Origin of the sequence: Pandoraea iniqua (assembly GCF_902459685.1) — a bacterium.
Classification (GTDB): domain Bacteria; phylum Pseudomonadota; class Gammaproteobacteria; order Burkholderiales; family Burkholderiaceae; genus Pandoraea; species Pandoraea iniqua.
In genome coordinates this window covers 351791-373630 of record NZ_CABPSF010000005.1, presented here as the reverse complement: position 1 = coordinate 373630, position 21840 = coordinate 351791, and the positions used below count along the sequence as shown (strand labels likewise).

The 21840-nt window shown below is 65.5% G+C and carries 15 protein-coding genes; 6 read left to right on the top strand and 9 right to left on the bottom strand.

Going from position 1 to position 21840, the window contains the following annotated elements:
• Positions 1-85 precede the first annotated feature (85 nt).
• The 3 genes from PIN31009_RS19275 to PIN31009_RS19265 are packed head-to-tail and all read right to left on the bottom strand — an operon-like array spanning position 86 to position 4997.
• A complete protein-coding gene (locus tag PIN31009_RS19275) occupies positions 86-1612 on the bottom strand; it encodes a diguanylate cyclase (protein ID WP_174997284.1) in 1527 nt (508 codons plus the stop codon).
• A gap of 33 nt (positions 1613-1645) precedes the next feature.
• Complete coding sequence (locus PIN31009_RS19270; RefSeq protein ID WP_150791304.1) at positions 1646-3181, bottom strand: DUF2252 domain-containing protein; 1536 nt, start codon at positions 3179-3181, stop codon at positions 1646-1648.
• Positions 3171-4997 carry a mechanosensitive ion channel family protein gene (locus tag PIN31009_RS19265; RefSeq protein ID WP_174997282.1) on the bottom strand — a complete coding sequence of 609 codons (1827 nt, stop codon included), beginning with the start codon at positions 4995-4997 and terminating at the stop codon, positions 3171-3173. The genes PIN31009_RS19270 and PIN31009_RS19265 overlap by 11 nt, the downstream gene beginning before the upstream one ends.
• Before the next feature lie 386 nt (positions 4998-5383).
• Between PIN31009_RS19265 and PIN31009_RS19260 the strand changes: the two genes are divergently transcribed.
• Complete coding sequence (locus tag PIN31009_RS19260) at positions 5384-7495, top strand: putative bifunctional diguanylate cyclase/phosphodiesterase (RefSeq protein ID WP_150685550.1); 2112 nt, start codon at positions 5384-5386, stop codon at positions 7493-7495.
• Positions 7496-7527: 32 nt separating this feature from the next.
• On the opposite strand, the gene PIN31009_RS19255 is transcribed toward PIN31009_RS19260, so the two are convergent.
• From PIN31009_RS19255 to PIN31009_RS19245, 3 genes are all read right to left on the bottom strand, one after another.
• Complete coding sequence (locus PIN31009_RS19255; protein WP_150685551.1) at positions 7528-8085, bottom strand: winged helix-turn-helix transcriptional regulator; 558 nt, start codon at positions 8083-8085, stop codon at positions 7528-7530.
• Between the two features lie 234 nt (positions 8086-8319).
• Positions 8320-9864, bottom strand: coding sequence for a DHA2 family efflux MFS transporter permease subunit (locus tag PIN31009_RS19250; protein ID WP_150791326.1), 1545 nt, complete (start codon positions 9862-9864; stop codon positions 8320-8322).
• 197 nt (positions 9865-10061) lie between these two features.
• Positions 10062-11210: an HlyD family secretion protein gene (locus tag PIN31009_RS19245; protein WP_150791302.1), complete on the bottom strand. Its 1149-nt coding sequence runs from the start codon at positions 11208-11210 to the stop codon at positions 10062-10064.
• A gap of 207 nt (positions 11211-11417) precedes the next feature.
• On the opposite strand from PIN31009_RS19245, the gene PIN31009_RS19240 reads away from it, so the two are divergent.
• A complete protein-coding gene (locus PIN31009_RS19240) occupies positions 11418-12971 on the top strand; it encodes an efflux transporter outer membrane subunit (protein WP_150791301.1) in 1554 nt (517 codons plus the stop codon).
• A gap of 93 nt (positions 12972-13064) precedes the next feature.
• On the opposite strand, the gene PIN31009_RS19235 is transcribed toward PIN31009_RS19240, so the two are convergent.
• A complete protein-coding gene (locus PIN31009_RS19235) occupies positions 13065-14105 on the bottom strand; it encodes a DNA-binding protein (protein WP_174997280.1) in 1041 nt (346 codons plus the stop codon).
• Positions 14106-14310: 205 nt separating this feature from the next.
• On the opposite strand from PIN31009_RS19235, the gene PIN31009_RS19230 reads away from it, so the two are divergent.
• The 4 genes from PIN31009_RS19230 (at position 14311) to acuI (ending at position 18950) form a co-directional block, all read left to right on the top strand.
• Positions 14311-15462: a site-specific integrase gene (locus PIN31009_RS19230; protein ID WP_246185756.1), complete on the top strand. Its 1152-nt coding sequence runs from the start codon at positions 14311-14313 to the stop codon at positions 15460-15462.
• A 193-nt stretch (positions 15463-15655) separates the two neighbouring features.
• Entirely contained in the window at positions 15656-16777 is a 1122-nt protein-coding gene (locus tag PIN31009_RS19225) for an NAD(P)H-dependent flavin oxidoreductase (protein ID WP_150791298.1), read from the top strand.
• A 14-nt stretch (positions 16778-16791) separates the two neighbouring features.
• Positions 16792-17895, top strand: a complete 1104-nt coding sequence (locus PIN31009_RS19220) for an NAD(P)H-dependent flavin oxidoreductase (protein ID WP_150791297.1) — start codon at positions 16792-16794, stop codon at positions 17893-17895.
• Between the two features lie 68 nt (positions 17896-17963).
• On the top strand, positions 17964-18950 hold the full coding sequence (acuI, locus tag PIN31009_RS19215) for an acrylyl-CoA reductase (NADPH) (protein WP_150791296.1): 987 nt from the start codon (positions 17964-17966) through the stop codon (positions 18948-18950).
• A gap of 112 nt (positions 18951-19062) precedes the next feature.
• Here acuI and PIN31009_RS19210 read toward each other — a convergent pair whose 3' ends face one another.
• Both PIN31009_RS19210 and PIN31009_RS19205 read right to left on the bottom strand, forming a co-directional pair.
• Entirely contained in the window at positions 19063-19785 is a 723-nt protein-coding gene (locus tag PIN31009_RS19210) for an ABC transporter ATP-binding protein (RefSeq protein WP_058378853.1), read from the bottom strand.
• A 75-nt stretch (positions 19786-19860) separates the two neighbouring features.
• On the bottom strand, positions 19861-21795 hold the full coding sequence (locus PIN31009_RS19205; RefSeq protein ID WP_150791325.1) for a branched-chain amino acid ABC transporter ATP-binding protein/permease: 1935 nt from the start codon (positions 21793-21795) through the stop codon (positions 19861-19863).
• Positions 21796-21840: the final 45 nt, after the last annotated feature.

Here is a 21840-nt window from a genome sequence, read left to right as displayed (position 1 = left end):
AAAATTCTGAAGAAAATCGAGATATCGCCGCCCGGCATCGGAGAATTCCTACGAAACCGGGCGAAAGATAGGATGGCGAGACAAATTATTCGTCGGTCGGCGCGGTCGCCACGCGGTTGCGACCGGTCGATTTGGCCTGATACAGGGCGTCGTCGGCGGCCTTCACCAGCGCGTCGACCATCTCGCGTCCGCGTGGGCGGCGCGACGCCACGCCGACACTGACGCTTACCCGGCCAAGATCGCTGGCGGCGTGTTCGAGATTGAGACCCTCCACCCGCAAGCGGATCGACTCCGCCACTCGCTGCGCACCGACTTCGTCCGTATCGGGCATGACGGCAATGAACTCCTCGCCGCCATATCGGCCCGCGCTGTCGGAGGGCCGTTGCAGCGCCGCCCCGATGGCACCGGCCACCGCTGCGAGTGCCGCGTCACCGGCCTGATGCCCGTGCGTATCGTTGTAGCGCTTGAACCAGTCAATATCCACAAACGCCACGGACATCGGCCGCCCGATGCGCCGCATACGCCGCCATTCGTTGGCGAGCGTCTTATCGAGCGACCGGCGGTTCGATAGCCCCGTCAGCCCGTCGGTACGCGCCAGCAATCGCAGCTCACGCTCGGCCCGCAAGCGCCGCCGTAACTGCGCTGCCAACAGAAACGACGTGCCGACGAACCCCGTAATGAGCACGGCGAACAGGCCGCCGAACGCGTAGACACGCTTGCGCCACGGGGCCAGCGCATCGTCGCTCGACGTCACCACGATCAGGGTGATCGGGGCATTGTCCAGAAACTGCTGCGTCATCAGACTCGCCCGTCCTTCGAAGCGGATCGGATAAATCTTTCGCTCGTCGTGCTCCGGCGGCGGCATCGCTTCGTAGCGGCCAGTCTGCGCCATGGTTTTGCCGATGACCGACGCGTCGTAAGGCTTGCGCATCAGAATGGCGCCGTCCTTGCCCAGCAGCAGAATCACGCCCTGCGGCCCCACTTCGATGTGTTCGAACAACTGGCGGAAGTATTCGGTGTCGACCGAGAGCGACACGATGCCGCCAAACGATCCGTCCGGGCGGGAGATGCGCCGGCTCAGCACCATTGTCGGTACGTTGTTGCGCAAGCGCGAGTGAATGAAGCCGCTCACGTAGAGCCCGGCATCGGGATGATCGCGGTGCACGGTGAAGTAGTCCCGATCGCCGAGATTGGTCGCGCGCGGGATTTCACTGGCGGCATCGATCACGACATCCCCATGCGTATCGAGTACCACCAGCGAACCGATATGCCGTGAGGCGCCCGCCCGCTCGAAGATCAGTTCCCGGCGCAGCGCAGGCGGCAACGCGTCGATATCGGGGCGCGCGAGCAACTGCACCGCGGCATCGAGCGAGGCTTCATAAAGCTGGAAGTTGAGTTCAAGGTCGCGCTCGAGTACCAGCGCGATGTTGCGCTGGTTGTCGGCCGCCCGGGCGAGCACCAGCAGGCGCCCCTCGTAAAGCAAGGCGGCCGCCACCACGGAAAGCAGCACCGAGATGGCAACCCCGCTCCAGACAATCAACGTCGGCGTGCGCGACACCCATCGCGCCAACCGGCGAACCGCGAGCGCAGTACGCGCCCAAAAACGTTGCATCGGCATTCTCAAACAGCATCCTCAAGCGGCAAATCAAGCGGCAAAATCGGCAGCCATGTCGGTGTCGGTCCGGGCTTCGAGCCGCCCGTCGCGGCAAGCCTTGCGGAACACCTCGTAGTCGCGCTCGACCTGATCGGCGTAATCGGTGGCGTAATGAATCAGAGCTTCGCCCAGACGAATGCCCTTGCCCACGTAGCCCAGTTGCTCGGCCGCACAACCGCCTGCCTTCGCATGCGCACGGGCGAGCACCCAGCCGCACAGGGCGGCATATTCACGGAAACCGTCGGCGCGGAACAATTCGAACTGCGCGGAAATCTTCATATCGCGCAGTTGCCGGCCGTAGATGCACCGCCCGAACGGCCCGCTGCCCCACCCGAGAAACGCGTCCGAGGCCGCCTGCATCAGGCGCTGCCCCTCGACCACACGGCGGCCGTCGTGCTTGGGCGTCACGTTCTTGAAGAACCGTGACACCACCGACTTCGATGCCTCCTTGAACTGAAGGAACAGCGGCTGCTCGTGCGCGTCCATCATCAGCAGCACCAGACAGCGCGTGCCGACACTGCCCACGCCCACCACCTTGAAGGCCAGATCCTGCTGCGTGTAGTTGGCGAGCATGCGCGCGCGATCGGGCGGCAGCGAGCTCACGTAGCTCTTATAGACGGGGTTGAACAGCGTGCGCCAGTCGCCCAGCCCGAGCCAGTCGTCGTCCGGGCCGAACAGCGTGGTGGCGCCATGCACGTGGAAGACTGTCGGCGGCGTGTCGCGAATCTGCCAGTGGTCGCCGACCTGCTGCGCGAACTTAGGCAGCACGTTTTCATGCGTGCGGCCGGACGCCCGGGCAATGCCCCGCTTGACGCCCTCACGCACCCGGTCGGTCTCGGCCAGATTCAACATGCGCTCGAACGTGATCTGTTCATGCCAGAGCGCGATGGTCGACATTCGCGCGTATTCGTCCAGACGGCGGGCGTAGCTGTCGACGGCCATGCGCACCATCTCCACGCCCAGCGTGTCGCCAAACCCGAATTGCCGCGCGGCCAGCACCAGACTCACCACGAGTCGTTTGAGGTCCCATTCCCATGGGCCGGGCGCCGTTTCATCGAAATCGTTCAGATCGAAGATCAGCGCACGCTCCGGCGTGGCAAACCCGCCGAAGTTGGCCAGATGGCAGTCACCGCAAATCTGCATGATGAGCCCTGAGTTCGGGGTGCCGGCGAGATCGTGAGATTGCACGATGGCGCTGCCCCGGTAGAACGCAAACGGCGAGGCGAGCATGCGCCCATAGCGCAACGGCACCAGCGAGGCAACGCGCCCCTCGCTGCTGATGCGCAGCAACTCGACGACATCGCGGTCGGTATTGCCCAGATGCGACTGGCTGCTGCGCGGCGTCTTCTCGCGCAGCTTGCGGCCCGCGGCAACCCGGGTCTCGAACGGAATCACCGGGGTGGCCGGGGTGGCGGGCGCGGTCGACGCCGTCTCGGGCGTGGTGGTAACCGCTGCGGCAGCCGCTGGCGCCGTGCGTGCTGCGGCCGAGGAGGATGACGACGACGAAGGGGTCGATTTAGCGGCCATGAGGTTCTCCTTCTTCTTGGGATGCCGGCGGTGCCGTGCGCGCAGGTGTGACGGGAGCAGCGGGGGCAGGTGCGGGTGCAGGTGCGGGTGCCGGATGCCAATGTTCCGGTCGAATGACGAGCGGCGGTTCCGGCTGCTCTTCGAAATGCGGCGACATGATCTGCACGCCGTAACGGTTGAATACGTCCTGAATGCTGCCGTGCAACGCCGAAATGGCAGCGAAGCGCGTCGACGGGTCACGCAGCGTGGCAAAGACCTCGTACTCGACGTAGAAGTCGGAGAGCGCGCGCTGCAACACATACGGTTCGGGATGCGCGGCCACCTGCGGGGTCTCGTGGGCGGCCTCAAGCAGCATGGCGTGGACTTGCCGCCACGGCGCGTCATAGCCGATGGTGAGCGAGGTGCTGATGGCCACCCCTTGCTGCCGTCCTTGTGCCGAGTAGTTGCGCACGGTCGACGCCACCACCACCGCGTTCGGAATGGTCAACTCTTCGCGCGACTGATTGAGAAGCTTGACGGACAACGCATCTACGCCCAGCACAACCCCGGTCGCGTCGCCGATCGTCACGAGATCGCCCTTCTTGAGCGCCCGGCTATAGATCACCACCATGCCGCTCATCAACTGGTTGACGATGCCGCTCGACCCGATCGTAACCATCAGCCCCAGCAAGACCGACAGCCCTTTGAACACGTCGCTCTGCGCGCCCGGCATATACGGATAGGCAAACGTGATCGCCAGCACCCACACGCCGACCGACACCACGCGCCGGGTCGCGCCGGCCGTCTCCGGATGCATGCCGGGAATGGTCAGCCTGCCCGTCTGCACGGCGTCGAAGATGTTGTTGATCAGGCTTTGCAGGGCACGCGTGAGCAGGAAAATCACGATCACGGTCATGACGCCCGGGATCGCACTAGCCACGCCCAGCCCGAAGCGGTCGACGAGCGACCACAAGAAGTCGGACAGCCGGCCGGCCAGCGGCTGACTGGCCGGAAATTGCAGCAGGACGAAGATCAGATAGAGATAGGCAAACGCGAGCGCCAGACACACGGCGCCGATCTGCACGATCTGGTGCACCAGATGCACGGCCGAGCCGGTCCAGTCGAACGTGCGGGCGGTGCGCTGCAAGACACGCTTCTCGAGCATCTCCTGCAACTTCTTCTCCAACCGGGCACGCATGCGGCCGACACCCAGCACCAGCAGGGCCAGCACCCCGGTCGCCAGCGCACTCAGCGCCACGCCACGCAGAATGGTCGGCCAATGGAGTTGTTCACGGCGGGCGGAGAACGCCACTTGCAGCCGCGAACGCACGTCGGCGGCGGCTGCGTCGAGCGAGCGCGTGTCGCCCGGCGCCAGATCGTCGGGCGTCAGGGCAAAGAGAATACGGTCCTGCAAGCGGAAGGCGATGCCGGACACGCCGCTCAGCGAGCCGCGCAACAGGTCGACCGGCGCATCGAACGCACCGGGCGGCAGGCTCTCCAGCACGGCTTGCGCGCGGGCAGCCCGCACGGCCGGCGTCGCCCCGGCCACCGTGCCATGGAAGGTCACGATGGGCCGGTCCATGAAGCGCAGCGCCACCCCGTCCGGCGTGGTGACCGCCGAAGCGTCCGGGCTGGGTGCCAGATCGCCCGGCGCGTCGGTTGCCCCTGACGCGCCGGCGGACGGCGCCGCCGTCTGGCCCGCTGTACTGTTCGAGGCTGCGTTCGAGGCTGCGTTCGAGGCACCCGCCTCAGGCCCTGCTGCGGCCGCCGGCATTGCCGTCGCGACCGCTATTCCACACACCCACAGCACTTGCAACAGCCCCATGCGAATGCGCATATCACGGCTCCGGCGGGCAAGTTGGCCATCAAGATTGAATGCAGTGCGAGGAAATCCCGCGGAAATCAGGCAAAATCGAGGGCTGTCGAATTCTGCCCCCGGTTTTGCAGCCCGGCACATCCAGGACCGCGCATGAATCCGAAAGCGGTCACGGCGGCTGTCTCCCCCGAAAACCACGGGCGGGGGCGGGTATGAACGGATTATTCACTATGGCATGGGGACTGTCGAGATCGGCGCAGGACGCCGCGCTTCGGCCGATCCCTTGGCGCCCGTCGACCTGGCATGGACGGTAGGTGCCGTGTCAGAAAATTTCTGACGCGCGACCCTCAACTATCGGCCAACGGTGCCGATAACCAGATAAGCGGGACTTTTCGGTCGGTTTTCTTATGTCGAGTTCGTACAGTGGTTGGCTCGTTGCGTTATCGCTCGCGGTTGCCGTACTGGCGTCGTTCACAGCGCTCGATCTCTCAGGGCGCATCTATCTCCTGACCCATCGTGGCATGCGCCACGCGTGGCTGGCCGTCGGTGCAACCGCCATGGGCATCGGCATCTGGTCGATGCACTTCATCGGCATGCTCGCGCTCTCGCTGTCGCCCTCGTGGTCGCCGCTGACGTCGCAAGCCGCCATCCCGCTGGGGTACGACCCGTTCATCACCGCCGGGTCGCTCGGCATTGCCATTCTCATTTCGTGGGCCGCGCTCTGGCTGGTCGCCAGCGAACGCTTTACCGCGTGGCGGCTGGCCGGCGCGGGCACCACGCTCGGTGTCGGCATTGCCGCCATGCACTACGCCGGCATGGCCGCGATGCGCATGGAACCGGGCATCGAATACGATCCGGTGCTGTTCTGCGCCTCGATACTCATCGCCATTGCCGCTGCGACGGCTGCCCTGTGGATCGCGCAAACGCTGCGCGACGGCAGCCTGCGCTACGTCATGGCCAAGCGCGTCGGCGCGGCGGTGGTCATGGGGCTGGCGATCACCGCGATGCATTACACCGGCATGGCCGCGGCGAATTTCGCCCCGGGTGCCGTGTGTGGCGCGGCCTCGACGGTCAGTTCGCCTTGGCTCGTCACGACCGTGAGCCTGTTCACGTTTTTGATTCTGGCCACCACCCTGCTCGTCTCCCGGCTGGACGCGCGCACCAGCTTCCTCGCCAATTCGGTGCTGCAACTGAATACGCAGATCGCCCGCATGGCGACGTATGACGCGCTGACCGACCTGCCCAACCGCCGTGCGCTACACGACGCCGCCGCGCGCATGCTGATCAACTCGCGCCGCGATCAACGCCGTTTTGCCGTGCTGTTCATGGATCTGGACGGCTTCAAGACCATCAACGATTCGCTCGGCCACAACGTGGGCGACGATGTGCTGCGTGCCTTCGCCAAGCGCCTGCGCAAGAACGTGAACGGCGACGACGTGGTGGCCCGGCTCGGCGGCGACGAATTCGTGGTGCTGCTGGGCTCGCTGTCGTCGCCGGACGTCGCCGGGCGAGTGGCCCAGCGCCTGCTCGACGACATGCGCGACGGGCTGCGCGTGGGCAACCAGTCGCTGCACGTCATGCCGAGTATCGGGGTAGCGGTCTATCCCGACGACGGCGAGAGCATCGACATCCTGCTCAAGCATGCCGATACGGCCATGTACGAAGCCAAGCGCGCCGGGCGCGGCATCTTCCGTTATTTCGAGCCGCGCATGAACGCTGCGGCCCAGCGTACGTGGGAGATCCAGCAGGCGCTGCACGATGCGGAACACGAACAGTATTTCTCGCTGCACTTCCAGCCGAAGTATCGCGGCGACACCGAGGCACTGGCGGGCGCAGAAGCCCTGCTGCGCCTGACGCACCCGCAGTTCGGCGAATTGCAGCCGGTGGATTTCATCCCGGTGGCCGAGCGTACCGGGCAGATCGTGCAGATCGGTTACTGGGTGGTGCGCGCGACCTGCGAGCACATTCGTGCGTGGGACGCCGCCGGCCTGCCGCGCGTGAAGGTGGCCATCAACCTGTCGCCGCGTCAGTTGGCGCAGTCGCAACTGGTCGAGAATATTGTGGCGATCGTGGAAGGCGCCGGTATCGAGTGCGACCGGCTGATGTTCGAGATTACCGAGACGGTGGCCATGTTCGATGCGCAACACACCATCGACGTGATCCGGGCGTTTCAGGATCGCGGCTTCGAAGTCGCCATCGATGACTTCGGCACCGGCTATTCGAGCCTCGCCTATCTGCAACGCTTCCGGGTGAAGCAGTTGAAGATGGACCGCTTCTTCACCAACGGACTGGACACGCACGGGCGCGAAGGCAGTGCCGTCGTGTCGGCCATCATCGCGCTGGCCCATTCGCTGGACATGGATGTGGTCGCCGAGGGGGTAGAAACCGACTCGCAGCGTGCGGCACTCAAGACGCTGGCCTGCGATGAAATGCAGGGCTTCCTGCTGGGCAAACCGCTCACCAGCGACGCGTTCGCCCGCCTGCTCGCCTCACCGCCGAGCGCACCTGCACTGGCCTGAACGTCAGGCTGACCACCGGATCGAGCCGCCGATTACTGCTGGGCGGTATCCACCTCGTCGGCCGCTTCACGAGCCGCAACCTCCGGCAGCGGCTGGCCGGTGGCAAATGCCGCCGCTCGCGCAAGCCGTGCCCGCATCCCTTCGTTAGCCACCGGCCCGGCGGCCGGGATATGGCGCTTCGGGTCCAGCCGCACCCCTGTCTTGGCATCGACCACCACCGGCTCAACCACCTCGCCAGTCTCCTGATCGACCAGTTGTGCCGCGATGCCTTCCGGCGCGAAATGGCGATTGCCCCACGCCAGCAACGCCCACAGCACCGGGCGGAAATCACGCCCTGCATCCGTCAGCACGTACTCGAAGCGCGGCGGCCGATCGCAATACTGGCGGCGCGCTAGCAGCCCTTCTTCAACCAATGCATTAAGTCGGCGCGTGAGCATGTTCGGCGCGATATCGAGCCGGCGCTGGAAGTCGTCGAAGCGCGTCGTCCCGTAACCGGCTTCGCGCAGGATCAGAATGCTCCACCATTCGCCGACGCGCTCCAGGCTGCGGGCGATGGGACATTGCATGTCGCGGAAAGTCTTTCGTTGCATAAGGGGGTCCTCGCGAATTCTTGACATCGGGCGCGCCCGGGAACGACCCATGCTGCCTATTACTATGCAAGTGAGCATAAGCGCGTCGACGCCGGCGGGCAAGCCGGCCGGCGTCGTAACGCGTCACGACAACGAGAATCGACGCCAGCCGGAAGATTCCCATCGACGACAAATCAATCACTTATCTGACATTTGCGATGTCAATTGTTTAAAGTGAATTCCAATGCACCGCACTCAATGCGCGTCTGCACTGGGCGCTTTCGGGGGCGCCACCTTGCGCATCAGCGGCACCATCAACGTCACGGCGAAGAACATCAGACTCATGCCGCCGTAGATATCGCCAAACGTGATCGTTTGCGCCTCTCTCAGCGTCAGCAACCAGAGTTGGCGCAGCGCCGCCGTTTGCGCATCGATCGCATCCAGCCCGGAGGCGCTCATACGCGCCCCTACGCCTGCGAGCCATGCCCCGACCGTCGGACTCCCCTCGCCCAGTTGCTCGGCGAGCCGGAAGAAATGCAGGTTCGTGCGGTCGTTGAGCACCGTGGTACACACGGCGATGCCGATCGCGCCGCCCAGATTTCGCATCAGATTGAACAGCCCCGAGGCAAGCCGCAGCCGCGCCGGCGGCAGGCTGCCGAGCGTGAGCGTGACAATCGGCGCCACAGCGAACTGCTGCCCCGCCCCGCGCAACGCCTGCGGCAACATCAGTTGCGCCGCGCCCCAGTCGTGCGTGATCGGCGCGAACTGCCACATCGACAACGCGAATGCGCCGAGCCCGCCCATCATCAGAATGCGCAGATCCACCCGATTCGCGAGCATCGCGTACAGCGGAATCGACATCAACTGAAAGACACCGGTGGAGAACACTGCCACGCCGATCTCGAATGCCGAGAACCCACGCACGCGGCCGAGGAAAACCGGCGTCAGGTAGATCGTCGCGAAAATGCCGATACCCGTCGCAAACGAGAAGAAGCAGCCGAGCGCGAAGTTGCGCTCCTTCAGCGCCCGCAAATCGACCACCGGCTGGGCGTAAGTCAGGCTGCGCCAGAGAAATGCCACCCCGCACAGCCCCGCCAGCCAAGCCGTCGTGCGAATGGTGGCGTCGCCAAACCAGTCCCAACGAGGCCCTTCTTCCAGCGTGTACTCGAGACAGCCGAGGAACACCGCCATCAGCACCATGCCGAGATAATCGGCGCCTCGCAGCAGCGACCAGTTAGGACGGTCGATGCGTACCAGCAGCGGCACGGTAATCGTCACGAAAATGCCCGGCACCAGATTGACGAAGAACAGCCAGTGCCATGAGTAGTTGTCGGTAATCCAGCCGCCGATGGTCGGCCCGAGGGTCGGGGCCAGCGACGACAATCCGCCGACCACAGCCGCCGCCAGCACGCGCTGCGGGCCGCTGAAGAACGCAAACGCCGTGGTGAACACCAGCGGAATCATCGACCCGCCGAGAAACCCTTGCAGCGCGCGGAACGCGATCATGCTCTGAATATTCCACGCGGCACCGCATAGCAGACTGGCGATGGTGAAGCCGGCCGCCGAGGCGGCAAAAATCCACCGCGTCGACATCACGCGCGACAACCAACCCGAGAGCGGAATGACGATGATTTCTGCGATCAGGTAACTGGTCTGCACCCACGCGGTTTCATCCGCCCCCGCCGACAGGCCGCCACCGATGTCCTTGAGCGACGCCGACACGATCTGAATGTCGAGCAACGCGATGAACATGCCCACGACCATTGTCATGAAGGCGATGACCTTGGCTTGCGTCGACATGGAATCGACAGAGAACCCGCCGCCCGTGCCCGGCGGCGCGCTGCCCGCGACGGCGTGCGGCGCAGGGCGGGAATCGTTTGCGGGCTGGCCGGGCCTTACCGGGTCTCCGGCATTGCCACCGTTGCCGGCGTTGTCATCCCCCGGTGGTGTCGACTGCGGCAACCCGGCCGGTACGGCTGCACCGGTATGCGCGGCGCTCATCGTGCGGCCACCTTGGCGGCATTCGGCGCGGCCGGCGCATCGTCACCGGCACGCGCGTCGACTTCCGCCGTCACAGACAGCCCCGGGCGCAGCGTGCCCAGATGGCCGTCGGCCTCGTCGAGCAGCACCCGAACCGGCACACGTTGCACGATCTTCGTGAAGTTGCCCGTCGCGTTCTCGGGCGGCAACACGCTGAACTGCGCCCCCGTTGCAGGCGCCAGACTGGCCACATGGCCGTGGAAGACACGCCCCGGCAGCACGTCGGCTTCGATCTTCACGGGCATGCCCGGACGCAAGCGCGCCAGTTGCCCTTCCTTGAAATTGGCGTCGACCCAAAGGCCATGGGCCGGCACGATCGCGAGCAGTTGCGTGCCGGTCGACGCATAGGCGCCCGGGCGAGCACGACGATTACCGACCGTGCCGTCGACCGGGGCCCGCACGACGGTGTCTTCCAGATTGAGTTTTGCGATATCGCGCTCGGCCACGGCTTGCGCTAACGCCGCTTGTGCCTGCTGCTTCTGGGTCGCGATCACGTCGATCTGGCGCTCTGCGGCCACCGCCCCCGCCTCGGCACGGTCGCGATTGGCGGCGAGTTGCTTGTAATCGGCATCCGCCTTTTGCGCGCTTTGCACCGATACGGCCGCTTTGGCCACGAGGTCCTGATAGCGCACCTGATCGTCGTGGGCGCGGCGGGCATCGGCCGCCACCGCCACCACACTGGCTCGCGCCTGCGCGATCACGGCCGTTTGCAGCCGCGCGGTGGCATCGAGATTGGCGAGCAAGGCCTGTTGCGCCGCTACGGCGCCTTCCGCCTTTGCCAGCGCGGCGCGGTAGTCACGGTCATCGAGGCGCACCAGCACGTCGCCCGCGTGCACCGGCTGGTTATCGGTCACCAGCACCTGCGCGATGTAGCCCGGGACTTTCGGGCCAAGCACGGTGACGTCGCCGCCGACATAAGCGTCGTCGGTCGATTCGAAGAACCGCGCCGTCGTCCACCAGTGCACCCCGTAGCCCAGTGCGGCAATGGCCGCCACGACCACCGCGCCTCGCAGCGCGAACCGGCGCCGCGCGCCGCTGGACGGAGAGACCGGAGGTTGCTGATTGGCCGGCGTGGCTTGCGGGGCGGCAGTGCTCGGGGAAGTCATGTGGGTCAATCCTTCTTCATTCAAGTGGTGTTAGCGGTGTTAAGGGGACTAAAAGCGCGAGAGACGTCAAAGCGACATCGGCAACGAGGGGTTGCTTTCACAATGAAAGTGAGTATAGAGTTGCAACTATCATCTTGCAAGTAACTCGTAATTCAACGCACCCGATCCCTCGCCGCCATGAATACCTTCTCGCCGACGCCCTCGAAAATGCCCCTCCTGCCCCGGCCGCCCCGGTCGACATTGCCGACTTTGCTGACTTTTCGAACGGCGTTGTTGGCGATGGCCGTCAGCGCGCTGGCAGGCTGTGCCGTCGGTCCCGATTACGCTCCTCCCGCAGCCGATCTGCCCGCGCAATTCGCCAACAGCGCCCTGTTGACCCAACGCGACGCCGATCGCAAGTCGGCGGACGGCACCACTGGGGCCACTGTTGCGCCGGCGCTAGACGAGTGGTGGGTGGGCTTTCACGACCCGGTGCTGACCGGCATCGTGCAGCAGGCGCTGGCGCAGAATCTCGACTTGCAGGCAGCGATGGCGCGTGTCGAACAGGCCCGCGCGCAAGCACGCCAAGCCGGTGCGCAGCGACTGCCGTCACTCGCGCTCGACGGCAGCGTCACGCGCGAGCATCAGTCGCTCGACGGGCCGCTCGGCACCGTGGCGCGCACGATCCCCGGCTACAACCGGAACATGACGATCTACGACATTGGCGTGGGCGCCAGCTGGGAGGTGGACCTGTTTGGCGGCCTGCAACGCTCGGCGCAAGCGGCCGGCGCACTGGCACAGGCGGCAGAAGCCCAGCGAGACGGCGTGCGGGTGAGCATCGTTGCCGAAGCCGCCGACGCCTACTTTCGCGTGCGTGCCGCGCAACGGCGGCTGGCCATCGCGCAAGACCAGATCGAGACGGATGCCCGGCTTGTGGAGATCGTGCGCTTGCGCCTGAAAGACGGATTAGCGACCGCGCGTGAGATGGCGCAGTCGGAAGCGTTGCTGGCACAGGCACGCACGACCTTGCCGCCGCTGCGCATCGAGCGCGAGACGCAACTCAACCGGCTGGATGTCTTGATGGGCGCCGCGCCCGGCACATACGCGCGCCGGATGAGTGCCGCAACGCAGGACGACGATCTGCGTGCCCGCCCACTTGCCATCCCGGCGATTGGCGATGCGAGTGCCCCGGCCGACTTGTTGCGCCGCCGGCCCGACGTCATCGCGGCGGAGCGCCAACTGGCGGCGTCCAATGAGCGCATCGGCGCATCGCTCGCCGAGTACTACCCGAAGCTTTCACTGTCCGGCGTGCTTGGCTTCGAAACGCTCGCCGGTGGCCGCGTCCCCAGCGTAGCCACGTTCCAGCCACTCGCCGCGCTTGGGCTGCGCTGGCGGTTGTTCGACTTTGGCCGTATCGACGCAGAGGTGGCGCAGGCACGCGGAGCGAACGCGCAGGCGCTCGCGCAATATCGGTTGTCGATGTTGCATGCCACCGAAGATGTGGAAAACGCGATCGTCACGCTGGTCGAGTTGGAGCAGCAACGCAAGGATCTGGCCAGTGCCGTCGACGCGCAGACGCGGGCGCGCGACAGCGCTCAGGATGCCTACACCGGCGGGACCGTCAGTCTTTATGAAGTGCTCGACGCCGATCGCCAGTTGCTGACAGTGCGCGATGCCGACGCCCGCGTGCAAGCGGACAATGCGCGGGCAGCTGTGGCAACGTTCCGGGCGTTGGGCGGCGGATGGGACGCACCGGCGGCGACGGTAGCGTTGGTGAAGTGAGAGATGAGAAGTGAGAACTAAGATGCGGCGGTACGCGGCGGGCGTGATGCGCCTGCCGCGCACCGCCGCCCATGCCGAGCGCTGGGCGAACGGCTATGCCGCCCGGCGCCCACGGCGAAGCACCGACGTGGCAGGTGCGGCCGCATGACTCGCACGACGTTTCCTCGCGACGGACGCCCCCGGAGACGATAGGCCGGCGCTCGTCGCCGGCACCGCGGCCAAGGTGGTTTGATACATCGCGACCAGCGATTCTTGCGCACTGACCTGCTCACGCAACCGGGCAATCAACGAATCCTGCACCGCCTTGGACGAACGTAATTCATGCTGCGCTTCGGTAAGTGCCGCCAGCTCGCTTTCTGTGTCCTGCAACTGCCGCTGATTCTGCTTGCGCTCTTGTTGGAGCGCCTTGATCGACTCGCGCGCGGTGTCCAGTTCCAGTAGCAGGCGACGCTCGTTAGCTTCGGCCCGCTCGTTGAGACGCTGCCGCTCGACATCCCATTCCGCACGTTGTTCGGCATGAGCATCAAGCGTGGCCTGCGCCGCGACGCGCGCGTCTGCCACCGCCTGACGAGACGTGACAGCATCGGCCTGCGCGTCAATCAACAACGCTTCGGCACGGCGCGCCTGTGCCTGCGCTTCGTCGCGCGCCTGCCGCGCATCCGCCGCTGCCACCTCGGCAGAGGCGACACGCTCATGCAGCACGGCGCGCGCTTGCTCCAGCGCCTCACGGTCGGCGGCGAGCTCGGCTTCGCGGGCGTCCAGCACCGCGCGGCGCGACGCCGCTTCTTCCGCTAACGCCTCGCGCCCTTCACTCAACGCCAACGCCCAGAGGTCCATGGCCGCGCGCGCCACCGACTCCGGCATCGCCACGCCCTCAGGCAAACCGGCCACGCCGGACGCACCCTTCAACCGCGCACCCAGCCCAGCAAACCAAGCGTCGAGATACGGACTGACCGTATTCGGCGAGCCCCGCCCCAGTTGCTGCCGAATGCGCTCGATGGTGGGCCGCTGGCCTGCCATCAGCAGCGTGTCGGCGGCAGACCAGACGTCGAGCTCCGAGATACCTCGCCCGGCCGAGCGCGGCACCGGTGCGGGTGTCGGCACAGCGGCGTCTTGCGGTCGCGATGCATTCATAAGGAGCTCCTTCATTGGTTTGGGACGGTAAATCAACGGCATTGCCAAATAACCCACGATAAGGGAACATTATCGCTAGTTATTTCTTACATACGTTATATTTACTACATATTACATATGAAATCATATGTCCGGTAGAAAAATTACATCTCATGGCCTAAACGATGGCGCGCCACCCTCGAAATCGAGTCGCCGCGACGTGTCTGTGACGGCGGCGGCCTCTCGCCTGCCCGCGCCGCTCGATCCGGCCAAACTCGATGCCGATGCCCGCGATGCGGCCCGCGCCCTCGTCCAGGAAGGCGACTCGCCGAATACGCGGCAAAGCTATCAATCGGCCATGCGGTACTGGTTGAGTTGGTATCGGCTGCGTTATGGCGCCGCTGGCAACGCAGAAAACGCCGCGCCATCGCTGGAAATGTCCTTGCCGCTGTCGCCCGCCGTCATCGTGCAATTCGTCGTCGATCACGCGCTGCATCAAGGCAAACAAGGGCTGACGACCGAAATGCCCGCCGCGCTGGACGCCGCGCTCGTCGCCGAAGGCGTTAAGGCGCGACCCGGGCCGCCCGCCTTGGCGACACTGCTGCATCGGGTGAGCGTCATCGCCAAGCTCCACACGTCGCGCGAATTGCCCAACCCCTGTGCGGACCCTGCGGTACGTGAACTGCTCGCCAAAACGCGCCGCGCCTACGCCAAACGCGGCGTGCGCACGACGAAGAAAGACGCCCTGACGCGCGAGCCACTGCGCGCTCTGCTGGCAACGTGCGACGACTCGCTGCGCGGCAAACGCGATCGTGCGTTATTGCTCTTCGCTTGGGCCAGTGGCGGGCGCCGCCGCTCGGAAGTCGTACGCGCAAGCTGCGAGAACTTGCGGCGCACCGGGCCGGAAAGCTATGTGTTCACACTCGCATGGTCGAAAACCAACCAGCACGGGGCCGATCTCGCGGAGAACGACAAGCCCGTGACGGGCGCTGCCGCCGCCGCGATGACGGATTGGCTGGCGGCCAGCGGTATTTCGGAGGGTGCGATATTCCGGCGGGTGCGGCGGGGTGGCCACGTCGGCGAGCCACTCTCGGAAGCCGCCGTGCGCGATATCGTGCGCGAGCGCTGCCAACTGGCAGGCCTTGAAGGCGACTTCTCCGCTCACTCGCTGCGCTCCGGTTTCGTCACCGAAGCGGCGCACCAGCAAGTGCCCTTGGCCGAGACCATGGCGATGACCGGACACACCAGCGTGGCGACCGTCGTCGGCTACTTCCGCCGTGCCGACATGGCTCGCTCACGGGCTGCCGACTTGATGGGCGCGCCAGACACGCCGGACGGTGCGGCGGACAACAACGCCGACAATTCCCCCAACACCTGACGCCCATCGCCACCGCCCGCTAATCCGCTATTTCAGACGGGTGGCTGGCACAAAGATGTATTTCAGTGGTATCTTTTATCGCGTTGGACGTATGCCATAGTGGACATACTCCCTGCTTTGTCGGCTCGACCCCGGCGGCCTCACGGCCGTCGCCCCCAACGCCCCCACCGACCAATGAAAGGTGCAGATCGCCATGCGTAGCTCCCTCGCTTCCCACCCGCTCACCGAACGTCTCGGCTTGCTCACCCCGATCATTCAGGCACCCATGGCCGGCACCTCCACGCCCGCGCTGGCCGCTGCCGTCTCGAACGCTGGCGGACTCGGTTCGCTGGGTGTCGCATCGGGGAACGCCGATACCGCCCGCAAAGCCATTCACGACACGCGCGCGCTCACGCGTAAGCCGTTCAACGTCAATCTCTTCTGTCACGCCCCGGCCAAGCTCGACGCCTCGCGCGACGCTGCGTGGCTGGCCTATCTCGCCCCCGAATTCGCCCGCTTCGACGCCACACCGCCCGCGACACTCAGCGAGATCTACATGAGCTTTGTCGCCGACGACGCTATGTTCGAGATGCTGTTGGAAGAGCGTCCGGCCGTGGTCAGCTTCCACTTCGGCCTGCCCTCACAAGCCAAGATCGATACGCTGCACGCCGCAGGCATCACGTTGTTCGCCACGGCCACCAATCTGGCCGAAGCGCGGGCGATTGAGGCCGCGGGCATCGACGCGGTCGTGGCGCAAGGCTATGAAGCCGGCGGTCATCGCGGACGCTTCGAAGATCTGGGTGACCGCGTGCCGACCGACGACGAACAACTGGGCACGCTGGCGCTCGTGCGTCTACTTGTGACGCAGACGTCGCTGCCGGTGATTGCCGCCGGCGGCATCATGGACGGCGCAGGTATCGCAGCGGTTCTGGCCCTTGGCGCGCAGGCTGCGCAACTCGGCACGGCCTTTGTGGGCTGCCCAGAGTCTGCCGCCGACGCGGCCTATCGTGAACGATTGACGAATGGACATCCGCCGCGCACCGCTCTGATTCGTGCGATCTCCGGCCGGCCGGCGCGCGGCTTCGCCAACCGGCTGTACGAACTCGAAGAAGCCACCGAGCGTCCGCTGCTTCCCGCCTATCCGGTGACGTACGACGCGGGCAAGGCGCTCAATGCCGCCGCCAAAGCCAAAGGCAACAGCGACTACGCTGCCCAGTGGGCCGGTCAGGCCGCCCCGTTGGCCCGGGCAATGCCCGCGGCAGAACTGGTGGGCGTATTACGCGCCGAGTTGCATGAAACGTTCGACGCCCTGCGCGAACTTGCCGAATCCCTTTGAGCGCGGAGTCACGCATGACAACGACACTCCGCCTCACTGAACGCCTTGGCCTGACGACACCGATCATTCAGGCCCCGATGGCTGTCGCGTCCACACCGGCACTGGTCGCTGCCGTCTCCAACGCCGGTGGCCTTGGCTCGCTGGCGGTCGGCAATATGGATGCCAACGCGGCGCGCGCCGTGATCCGCCAGACACGCGCGCTGACCGACCGCCCGTTCAACGTCAATGTCTTCACGCACGTGCCGGCCAAGGCCGACGCCACGCGCGAAGCCGCATGGCTCGACTATCTGGCACCGGAATTCGCGCGCTTCGGCGCGAAGCCACCCGCATCGCTGCGCGAAATCTATCTGAGCTTCGTGGAAGACGTGGCGATGTACGAGATGTTTCTCGAAGAACGTCCGGCCGTCATCAGCTTCCACTTCGGTTTGCCATCGCAGGACTGGATCGATGCGCTGCAAGCGGCGGGCATCGTGCTGTTCGCGAGTGCCACCAACGAAGAAGAAGCCGCCGCCATCGAAGCGGCCGGCATCGACGCCATCGTCGCGCAAGGCTGGGAAGCGGGCGGGCATCGCGGACGCTTCAACGACGAAGGCGACCGCGAGCGCACGCAAGACGAGCAGTTGGGCACGTTCGCACTGGTGCGGCGGCTCGTGTCGCTGACATCGCTGCCCGTGATCGCGGCGGGCGGCATCATGGACGGCGCAGGCATTGCTGCCGTACTCGCGCTTGGCGCGCAGGCGGCACAGATGGGCACGGCCTTCGTGCCTTGCCCGGAGTCCGGCGCCGACGCGGCCTATCGCGAGGCACTCACGCGCGGCGACCCGCCACGCACGGCACTGATTCGCGCGATTTCGGGCCGCCCGGCACGCGGGTTCGCCAATCGTTTCTGGGAACTCGAACAGGTGGCCGCACGCCCGGCGATTCCCGACTATCCGATCACCTACGATGCCGGCAAGTCGCTCAACGCCGCCGCAAAGGCGCACAAGAACAGCGGCTATGCGGCACAATGGGCCGGGCAAGCGGCGCCGCTCGCGCGGGTGTTGCCCGCAGCAGAATTGATCGGCGTGCTTACCCGAGAAACCCGCGAAGCCATCACGGCGGCGACCCGCTTGTCATGAAACGTCGACAGCAGTAGCCCACACCCGCAAGACAGGCAAGTCCCCCTTAGCTCCGGAGACGTCACGGCATGTTCAACGCGATTTTGCTGACGCAATCCGACGGTGCCACACAGGCCGCCGTCACCGCACTGGAAGACGATGCACTCCCCACCGATGGCGACGTGCTCGTCGCCATCGATTACTCCACCATCAACTACAAAGACGGTCTGGCGATCACCGGCCGCGCACCGGTCGTGCGCCAGTGGCCGATGGTCGCAGGCATCGATGGCGCCGGTACGGTGCTCGAATCGTCACACCCGGCGTGGCACAAGGGCGACCGGTTCGTGCTCAACGGCTACGGCGTCGGCGAGACGCATTGGGGATGTCTGGCGCAGAAAGCCCGTCTCAAAGGCGACTGGCTGGTGCGTCTGCCCGGCCGCCTGACATCGCGCGACGCCATGGCGATCGGTACCGCCGGCTATACCGCCATGCTGTCGGTGATGGCGCTGGAGCGCAGCGGCGTGTCCCCGCGTCATGGGGATGTGCTGGTGACAGGCGCCTCGGGCGGCGTGGGCTCGGTGGCCATCGCACTCCTCAGCTCGCTCGGGTATCGCGTGGTGGCATCGACCGGCAAGCTGCATGAAGCCGACTATCTGAAGGCGCTCGGCGCCGCAGAGGTCATCGACCGCAATTTGCTCTCAAACCCCGGCAAACCGCTTCAGAAAGAACGCTGGGCCGCCGTGGTCGACTCGGTGGGATCGCATACGCTCGTGAACGCCTGTGCCCAGTTGCGCTATGACGGCGTAGCAACGGCGTGCGGTCTCGCGCAAGGCATGGACTTCCCGGCCAACATGGCGCCGTTCATCCTGCGCGGCATTACGCTGCACGGCATCGATAGCGTGATGGCCCCGCATGGTTTGCGCGAACAAGCGTGGCAACGTCTGGCGCACGATCTCGAACCGCAGAAGCTTGGCGGCATTTCGCACGACGTGAGCCTGCACGACGCCATCGGCATCGGGCAACGCATCGTGAAGGGGGAGATTCACGGCCGGGTGGTGGTGGACGTGAATCGCTGAAACAGGGCGCGGAGAAGCTAACGAAGCTAACGAAGCAACGCAGAACCGGACGAAAGCGCGAACAAAAGTGCAAACAACGCGGGCGGCCCTCACAGGCCGCCCGTTTTTTCGTTCAGTGCCCGCCGCCGAGATACGCCGCACGGACGGCGTCGTCGTTGCGCAGACGTTCTGCCGGGCCGTGTACCGAGATACGGCCGTTTTCCAGCACGTAGCCGTAGTCGGCGACGGCCAGCGCCGCTGCCGCGAACTGTTCGACCAGCAGCATCGTCACGCCCTCGGACTTCAGGTTGCCGATGATGCGGAACACTTCGTCGACCAGAATCGGCGCGAGCCCCATCGACGGCTCATCGAGCAGCACGATGTCCGGGCGCAACATCACCGCGCGGGCCATCGCGAGCATCTGCTGCTCGCCGCCCGAGAGCGTGCCCGCCAGTTGGTTACGGCGTTCCTTCAGGCGCGGGAACAGATCCATCGCGCGGTCGAGGTCGGCCGCCACGTCGCCGCGCGGACGGCTGCCGGTCAAGCGCGGAAACGCGCCGAGACGCAGATTGTCGGTCACCGACATGGTCGCGAAAACGCGCCGGCCTTCCGGCGAGTGCGCAAGGCCGAGCTTGGCGATGCGATGCGAATCGAGCCCGTCGATGCGCTTCTCGCCGAGGGTAATTTCACCGGAGGTCGGCTTGATCATGCCCGACACGGCACGCATGGTGGTGGTCTTGCCGGCCCCGTTCGAGCCGATCAGCGTAATGACCTGACCGCCCGGCACATCGATATCGATGCCGTGCAGTACCTGCACTTTGCCGTAGCCGGCTTGCAGATTACGAATGGAAAGCATAGGAGTTCCGTGAGTTCGTGGCTGCCTGATACGTCACGGGCACCGGTCTCACCGGCCCCCGTGACATGGCGCGCGTCAGTGAGTCGTCGTTGCGCCGCCCAGATAGGCTTCGATCACCTTCGGATCGGCCTGAATCTGTGCCGGCAGCCCTTCCGCGATCTTCTGCCCGAAGTCGAGCACCGAGACCGTCTGGCACGTGCTCATGACCACGTCCATGTGGTGCTCGATCAGAATGACCGTAATGCCGTGATCGCGGATCTTGCGAATGATCGCGAGCAGCTCGCGAATATCGGGTGCCGTGAGACCGGCCGCGGGCTCGTCGAGCAGCAGCAAACGCGGATCGAGCGCCAGTGCCCGTGCAATTTCCAGCAGACGCTGCTTGCCGTACGGCAGATTGCGCGCTTCCTCGTCGGCCAGCGACGCCAGCCCCACGAACTCCAGCAGCCGCATCGCCCGGGCGCGGGCGCCGCCCTCTTCGCGCTTGTAACGCGGCAGTCGCAACGACACATCGACCAGCGTCGAGTCGAACGTGTGATGCAGCCCCACGAGCACGTTTTCAAGCGCGGTCATTTCGCCGAACAACTGCACGTTCTGGAACGTACGCGCCACGCCTGAGAGCGCGATGTCTGCCGACGTGCGACCGGCCAGCGACTGCCCGGCGAATTCGATGCTGCCCGCCGTGGGCACGTAAATGCCCGTGAGCACGTTCATCATCGTGCTCTTGCCCGAGCCGTTGGGGCCGATCAGGCCGTGAATCGTGCCGCGCTTGACGGTCAGGTCAACCTGATTGAGCGCCTTGAGCCCGTCGAACTGCATAAGCAGCTGGCGCACCTTGAGCAACTCTTCCGGGCCGCTGCCGGCCGCCGCCAGCACCGGATCGGTGGCACTCGCAGCCCCTTCGTCGATCTGCGCCGCCGAGACCGTATGCGCACGGCGGCGGTTCATCACCTTGGCACGCAGGAAGCCGACGATGCCATCGGGCAGGTAGTACACGACGAACAGAATCATCAGACCGAAAATCGTCAGACGCCAGTCGGTGATGTTGTCGCGCCACCAGGTCACACTCGCCAGTGCGATCGTGCCGACGATCGGCACCGCTGCTTTGGCGAGGCTCGTGCGTCCGCGGGCGATAGCGGTGACGGCGACACCCGTGGTGATCACAGCGATGGCGGTGGCCACGATACGGAAGGTGGCGATGTCGTCGAGCAACTGCGGCAGCAGCACGATGATGGCCGCCCCCAGCAGCGAGCCGCTGCGCGTCTTGCGTCCGCCCATGATCACGGCGAGCAGGAACAGAATCGTCAGCTCGAAGTTGTACGTGTTCGGCGAAATGTACTGCTCGGAGTAAGCGTAGAGGCTGCCTGCGAGACCGGCGAAACCGGCGCTGATCACGAACGCATACACCTTGTAGCGATACACCGACACGCCCATACAGTCCGACGCCACCGGCGAGTCGCGCAGCGCCTCGAAGGCACGGCCAAGGTGCGACTTCAGGATGCGGTGCGCCACCAGCATGCTCAGCAGCAGCAATACCGCCACCAGCCAGTAGTACTCGACTTCATCGATCGGATGCCCGCCGATGAGCGGCTTGGTGAGCTTGATGCCGAGCGGCCCCGAGGTGAGGAAGTCCATCTCGTTGATGAGAATCTGGATGATGGTGCCGAACGCCAGCGTCACCATCGCCAGATACGGCCCGATCACCCGCAGCGCAGGCAACGCGAGAATCGCGCCGAACGCCGCCGTGACCAAAATGGCCGCCGGAAGTGCCAGCCAGAGCGACAGCCCGAGCTTGGCGAAGAACACGCCCGCCACATAGGCGCCGATACCGAACAGGCCGGCGTGGCCCAGCGATACCTGCCCCGTGTAGCCCACGACGATATCCAGCCCGAAGAGCAGGATCGCGTAGATCATGATCGTCTCGATCATGTGGATGTAATACGGATTGCCGACGGCCAGCGGAAAGCCGAACAGCGCGAGAATGCCGACGATGCCCGCAAGCTTGGCGGTCATGCGCAGGCCGCCGAGATCGCCGGCCTCGCGGGAGGTGGTGGTCTG